This window comes from Streptomyces sp. NPDC127092 (assembly GCF_042722475.1).
Taxonomy (GTDB): domain Bacteria; phylum Actinomycetota; class Actinomycetes; order Streptomycetales; family Streptomycetaceae; genus Streptomyces.
In genome coordinates this window covers 1-1,138 of record NZ_JBHXFE010000358.1, presented here as the reverse complement: position 1 = coordinate 1,138, position 1,138 = coordinate 1, and the positions used below count along the sequence as shown (strand labels likewise).

General features: G+C 76.8%; 1 protein-coding gene and 1 pseudogene. One reads left to right on the top strand and one right to left on the bottom strand.

Annotated elements, in window-relative coordinates; genetic code table 11:
* Positions 1–403, bottom strand: a pseudogene (locus tag ACFWJO_RS40410) (hypothetical protein); the annotation flags it as partial.
* Positions 404–582: 179 nt separating this feature from the next.
* On the opposite strand from ACFWJO_RS40410, the gene ACFWJO_RS40405 reads away from it, so the two are divergent.
* The coding region (locus tag ACFWJO_RS40405) for an electron transfer flavoprotein subunit beta/FixA family protein (protein WP_386873358.1) at positions 583–1,138 on the top strand (556 nt) is incomplete at its 3' end.

Genomic DNA, 1,138 nt, shown 5'->3' with positions numbered 1-1,138 from the left:
TGCCGGTGGCCGCGTCGCGGGCCAGGAGCACCCCGGTCTCCTCGAACGTCTCGCGGACGGCGGCGGCGAGCACGCGTCCGGCGCCCTCGGCAGGGTCGAGTTCCGCGAGGGTGCCCTGGGCGCCCACGGGCTCGTGCGGCAGCCCCAGGCGCCGGCCCCAGTCGGCCAGGTCCGTGCCCTCCCACAATCGGTCCGACAGGTCGTCCGCGGGGTCCACGCGGCCGCCGGGGAAGGCCGTGGCGTGGGCGCTGAAGGCCATGGTCCCGGCGCGGCGGACGGTGAACACCGAGGTCTCGCCGCCGGCCCCGGGCCGGACCAGCACGAGGGAGGAGGCGGGCACCGCCGGGACCCGGGGCCGGTCCTCGGCGACCGGCGGCTCGGCGGACGGGGCGGCGGGGCTCACGGTGCCTCCTCGGTTCGGGCGATCATGGTCCGGACGCGCGGGCCGACGACGGCGGCCCCGGCCGCTCCCGCGCGGGGGTCATGCGGCCCGGATGTGCGCGGACCCGTAGTCTGTAGCGTAAGTCGCCGCGCTCGGGGCGGAGGCCCCGGGGCGAGACCGCGACCCAAGGAGGAGAGGCCGTGAAGATCCTGGTGCTGGCCAAGCAGGTGCCGGACACGTGGCAGGAGCGTGAGCTGAGCCTGGAGACCGGCTGGGTGGTGCGCGACGGCGCGGCCGAGCCCGTGCCGGACGAGATCAGCGAGCGCGTCATGGAGGTCGCCCTGGGCTGGCGGGACGCCGGCGCGGACATCGAGGTCGTGGCCCTGACGGTGGGCCCCGAGGACTCCTCGAAGACCCTGCGCAAGATGCTGGCCATGGGCGCGGACTCCGCCGTGCAGATCACCGACGACGCACTCGTCGGCTCGGACGCCGTGCAGACGGCTCGCGTGATCGCCGCGGCCGTCGAGAAGGAGGGCGCCGACCTCGTGCTCGCCGGCACGCTGTCCACGGACGGAGGCACCGGCGTGGTGCCCGCCATGGTCGCCGAGCTCCTGGAGCGGCCCTACCTGCCGCACGCCGAGGCCCCCGAGCTGGCCGACGGCGAGCTGACCGGCACCGTGGCGACCTCGGACGCGGACGTGCGCGCCGCCGTCGCCCTGCCCGCCGTGGCGGGCCTGACGGAGAAGACCGCGGAGC